Below are 4,799 nucleotides of genomic sequence, written 5' to 3'. Positions count from 1 at the left end.
GTCCGGTAGATGATCACGTGCCGCGCATGGCCCTCGGAGACCGCGCGGCACGCCGAGATCACCGGGTTCAGCAGACCGCCGGTGCTGAACCCCGTCCCGCAGTCGGCGGCGTCGATCTGCAGCGCGGCGTTGACTTCGGCGGCGGGAGTGTCCCCCAAGGTGGCGATTCCGTCGATATCACCAGGGGCCAAGCCGGCGTCGTCGATGGCCGCCCGGACCGATTCCATGGTCAGATCCAGCCCGGGAATGCCGGTGCGACGGCCGATTCGGGAAATGCCGATGCCGGAAATGATCGCGGCTTTTTCGAAGTAGCTCATCTGCGCCGTCCGTTAGACCAACCCGCTGCCCACCAACCCGAGGCAATTGAGTGTACTGTATTGCCCGTGTCAACCGAGACGACGTCTCAGCTGCTCATCGAGCACTGCGAGAACTGCGCGCACTGGGTCCATCCCGCGGCCGGCCAATGCCGCGACTGCGGCGGCCCGCTGGTCGCGCGACCGGTGTCGGGCCAGGGCACCGTATTCACCTACACGGTCAACTATCACGCGTTCAACCCGGAGATCCCGACGCCGTACGTCATCGCGCTGGTCGAGCTCGCCGAACAGAGCGGCCTTCGGGTGGCAGCCAATATCGTTGACTGCGAACCTGATTCAGTGACGTGCGGGATGCGGGTCGAGGCGCTGCCGGAGCCCGGCCCGGGCGGCGCGGCACGCTTCGCGCCGGCTTGACCGCAAGTTGATCAGCGCTTGCGGGCTGTGACCAGTAAGTACTCCCACTCCATCGTCGACGAACCGGCCAGACATCGGTCGCCCAGTTCAGCCAGCTCGGCGTCCAACGCTGCGACCCGGTCCGGCTCGCCCGCGATGCCGCGGTACGCCGAGATCGTCGGCGCGTAATAGGTTTTGAAGAAGTCGCGGAACGCCGCGCCGTCGCCAAACCGGTCCACTCTCAACGTGCGGTGTTGCGCAGTGAAGTCGGTGATGCCATCCCCCAGCAGACCGCGCACATAGTCTTCGCGGCCCCACTTGGGCGGCGGCTGCACACCGGCCGGGGGCGCCGCCACGTAGGGCTTCATCGTCGCGAACATCTGCCCGATGAAGCCTTCTGGAGTCCAGCTGATCAGCCCGATCGTCCCGCCGGGCCGACAGACCCGGACCAACTCGTCGGCCGCGCGCCGATGGTGCGGGACGAACATCACCCCGACGCAGGAGAGCACGGCGTCGAACTCATCGTCGTCGAACGGCAGCGCTTCGGCATTGGCCTCACGCCACTGCAGGTTGACGCCCCGGGCCCGGGCGAGGGCCGCGCCGCGCTCCAGCAGTTCGGGGACCAGATCGCTGGCGACCACTTTCGCACCGGTGAGCGCGGCGGGGATCGCCGCGTTGCCCGCCCCGGCGGCGACGTCGAGTACCCGGTCACCCGCTGCGATCCGGCTCGCCTGTACCAGTACTGGACCGAGCGGTGACACCACTTCGGTTGCCACGGTGGTGTAGTCGCCCATCGCCCACAATGCGCGGTGCTTGCTTTCGAGTCCGTGATCGGCCGTCAGCACGTCGGTGTCAATTCTCGTAGTCATTGTCAATCGCCCTTCTTTGAGATTCGCGATAATCGTCGTGCTTGATGCTGAACCGCTTCTAGTGCCGGATCTGAATCCAACGAGGTTCACAATCTGTACTAGTCAATTCCGCTGCCAAGCGATCTACTGGATATATGTCGACATACGGCCAGTTCTGTCCGATCGCCAAGGCGATGGAGTTGCTCGACGAGCGGTGGACGCTGCTCGTGGTGAGTGAATTACTCAAGGGCAGTGTGCATTTCAACGACCTACGGCGCGGACTGCCGAAGATGTCACCGGCGCTGCTGTCCAAACGACTCAAGTCGCTGTCGCGTGCGGGTGTTGTCGAACGCAGCGAGGTCGACGGTCGCACCTCTTATTCGCTGACGCCGTGTGGTCAGGAACTCGCGGGAGTCGTGGAGGCGCTCGGCGCGTGGGGAATTCGCTGGATAGGTGAACTAGGCGACGGCGATCTCGATCCGCACCTGCTGATGTGGGATATCCGGCGCACGATTTCCGTTGATGCGTGGCCACGGGCACGAACGGTGGTGGCGTTTCGGCTGGCCGGAGTGGACCGCAAGGCCGCTCACTGGTGGCTGATGGTCTCGGAAGGAGTGCCCGACGTCTGCGATTTCGACCCCGGCTACGAGGTGGCCGCCACCGTCGAAGCCAGCCTGCTCACCCTGACCCAGATCTGGCGCGGCGACCTGTCGTGGTCGAGGGCGATGCTCAGCGGGGCGCTGACCATCCACGGGGCCACTGACGCTCGTCGGGCCGTGCCGGGCTGGCTCGGCCAGTCGCCGGCGGCTGCGGTCCCCCGTCCGGCCTGAGCGCTACCTCAGTTGATCAGCGGGTCGCGCGGCATGCCCAGGATCCGCTCGGCGATCTGATTGCGAGTCACCTCGGAGGTGCCGCCGGCGATGGCCATCGCGCGAGCGCTCATCACCAGTCGGGCCGGCAGGGCGCCGTCACCGTCGAGCAGTGCGACATCCGGCCCAACCAGAGCCGCCAGGATCGCCGCGCCCTCGATCATGTGGTCGGCCAGTTTCAGCTTGGTGACGTTGCCCTCGGGTCCGGGACCCGCTCCTTCGACGCTGCGCGCGACGCGGCGCAGATTCAGCAGCCGCAGGGCATTCTCGTCGGCGAGGTATCCGCCCAACCGAGTTCGCCCGTCCGCCAATCGATCCGGCTGGTCCTTGACCTGTTGAACCAGTTGGGTAGCCAAACCCGCATAGAAGGATCCGCTGCCGCCGATACTGACCCGCTCGTTGCCCAGCGTTGCCCTCGCCACCGTCCAGCCGGTGTTGGGTTCACCGACCACGTCTTCGTCGGGTACGAACAGGTCGTTGAAGAACACCTCGTTGAAGTCCGACCCGCCGGTGATCTGACGCAGCGGTCGCACCTCGACCTCGGGAGCGTTCATATCCACGATCACCGTGGTGATGCCGGCATGCTTGGGTGCCTCCGGGTCAGTGCGCACGGTGGCCAGACCGCGCGCGCAGTAGTGCGCCCCGCTCGTCCACACCTTCTGGCCGTTGATCTTCCAGCCGCCGTCCACCCGGGTAGCCTTGGTCTTGATCGACGCCGCGTCCGAACCGGCGTCGGGCTCTGAGAACAACTGGCACCAGATCTCGTCTTTGCGCAACGCCTTTTCAACGAATCGCTCGATCTGCCAAGGTGTTCCGTGTTGAACGAGGGTCAGAATCACCCAGGCGGTGATGCCGTAATCGGTGCGTTTGATGCCCGCGGCGCGGAACTCCTCCTCGATCACCAACTGCTCCACCGCATCTGCGGCCAGTCCCCACGGCTTGGGCCAATGCGGCATCACGTAACCGGTCTCGATCAGCTTGTCCCGCTGCGCCTGCTTGTCCAGCCCGGCGAATTCGGTGACGTCCGCATGGATCCGGGTCCGCATCTCCTCCGCCTCGGGCGGCAGGTCCAGGCTGTTCTCCCGAGTCACTCCGGCGGCAGTACGTTCGAACACGTCATCGGCGGGCGCGTCGCCGCCGAACAGTGCGGTGGTCACCAGCGCGCGGCGCAGGTGCAGATGCGCATCGTGCTCCCAGGTGAAACCGATACCGCCGTGCACCTGAATGTTCAATTCCGAGTTGCGCGCGTAGGCCGGAAACGCCAGTGCGGCAGCCGAAGCCGCCGCCAGGCGGAACTGGTCCTCGTCCTCGGAGTCCGCGCGGGAGGCGTCCCATACCGCGGCGACGGCCGACTCGCTGGCCACCAGCATGTTCGCGCAGTGGTGCTTGATGGCCTGGAACGTGGCGATAGTGCGGCCGAACTGCTGGCGTACCTTCGCGTACTCGACCGCGGAGTCGACACAGTCGGCAGCTCCACCGACCGCCTCGGCCGCCAGCAGCGTCCGGGCCCGCGCCAGCGCCGAGTCGTGTGCTCCCGGCAGGATGTCGTCGTCGCTGACGCGGACCTTCTCCAGCCGGACACGTCCGGAGCGCCTGGTCGGATCCAGGTTCTCCGGCACCTCGACGGAGACGCCGGAGCGGTCGCGCTCCACCACCAGCACGTCGTCACCGGCGGCGATCAGCAGCAGGTCACCGAGGCCCGCGCCGAGCACGATGCCGGCGTCACCGTCGGCCACACCATTGCTCACGCTGACGTTGCCGCCCAGACCGATGCCCGCGGTCGCGGTTCCGTCGATCAGGCCCGGCAGCAGCCGCGACTTCTGCGCGGCGGAGCCGTCTTTGGCGATCACCGCGGACGCGATGACGGTTGGCACGAAAGGTCCGGGCGCCACCGCACGACCGAGTTCGTCGATGACGACAACGAGTTCGGGCAGGCCGTATCCCGAGCCGCCGTGTTCCTCGTCGATGTGCAGGCCCAGCCAGCCGAGTTCGACGAGGGCTTGCCAGAACGGCGGCAAGGCCTCCTCGGGCGCATCCAGCAGCGACCGCGCGGCTGCGCGGGCCTTCTGCGAGGTGAGAAACCCGCGGGCTACCTCGGCGAGTTCGCGATGGTCGTCGGTCAGTGCGATACCCATGGCAGGGCCTTCCTCTTGGACGCCGGTGGCCGGTGGGAAAGAGTGTACTTAAATCCGGCGGCCTCCCAACCGGCTGGTCGGTCGGCCGGGGATGACAGCTAGCTCGTCACTTGGGCGCGAAGTAAAACCCTGGCGAGCGTGAAGCTAGTTTCACGCTCAGTGCCGAACGTGAAAATGGTGTCACGTTCGGCAGCCCGGAACACGACCGCAACAACGTCACTTGGGCGCGAACCGCTGACC

At 66.4% G+C, this 4,799-nt stretch carries 4 protein-coding genes and 1 pseudogene; 2 read left to right on the top strand and 3 right to left on the bottom strand.

The genetic code is table 11. The annotated features are described in order from the left end of the window. Positions 1–317 (bottom strand): annotated as a pseudogene (locus tag WAN02_RS15800) (thiolase family protein); the annotation flags it as partial. A 60-nt stretch (positions 318–377) separates the two neighbouring features. Here WAN02_RS15800 and WAN02_RS15795 point away from each other — a divergent pair. Further along, on the top strand, positions 378–728 hold the full coding sequence (locus WAN02_RS15795; RefSeq protein ID WP_422265147.1) for a Zn-ribbon domain-containing OB-fold protein: 351 nt from the start codon (positions 378–380) through the stop codon (positions 726–728). Positions 729–739: 11 nt separating this feature from the next. Here the strand turns inward: WAN02_RS15795 and WAN02_RS15790 are convergent, their stop codons facing one another. Continuing rightward, positions 740–1,576, bottom strand: coding sequence for a class I SAM-dependent methyltransferase (locus WAN02_RS15790; protein ID WP_422265146.1), 837 nt, complete (start codon positions 1,574–1,576; stop codon positions 740–742). A gap of 134 nt (positions 1,577–1,710) precedes the next feature. Here WAN02_RS15790 and WAN02_RS15785 point away from each other — a divergent pair, with 134 nt between their 5' ends. Further along, positions 1,711–2,385: a winged helix-turn-helix transcriptional regulator gene (locus WAN02_RS15785; protein ID WP_422265145.1), complete on the top strand. Its 675-nt coding sequence runs from the start codon at positions 1,711–1,713 to the stop codon at positions 2,383–2,385. 8 nt (positions 2,386–2,393) lie between these two features. Here WAN02_RS15785 and WAN02_RS15780 read toward each other — a convergent pair whose 3' ends face one another. Further along, positions 2,394–4,559: an acyl-CoA dehydrogenase gene (locus tag WAN02_RS15780; protein ID WP_422265144.1), complete on the bottom strand. Its 2,166-nt coding sequence runs from the start codon at positions 4,557–4,559 to the stop codon at positions 2,394–2,396. Positions 4,560–4,799 lie beyond the last annotated feature (240 nt).

The organism is Mycobacterium sp. (assembly GCF_049281135.1).
Taxonomy (GTDB): Bacteria; Actinomycetota; Actinomycetes; order Mycobacteriales; family Mycobacteriaceae; genus Mycobacterium.
This window is presented reverse-complemented; position numbering and strand designations above follow the sequence as displayed.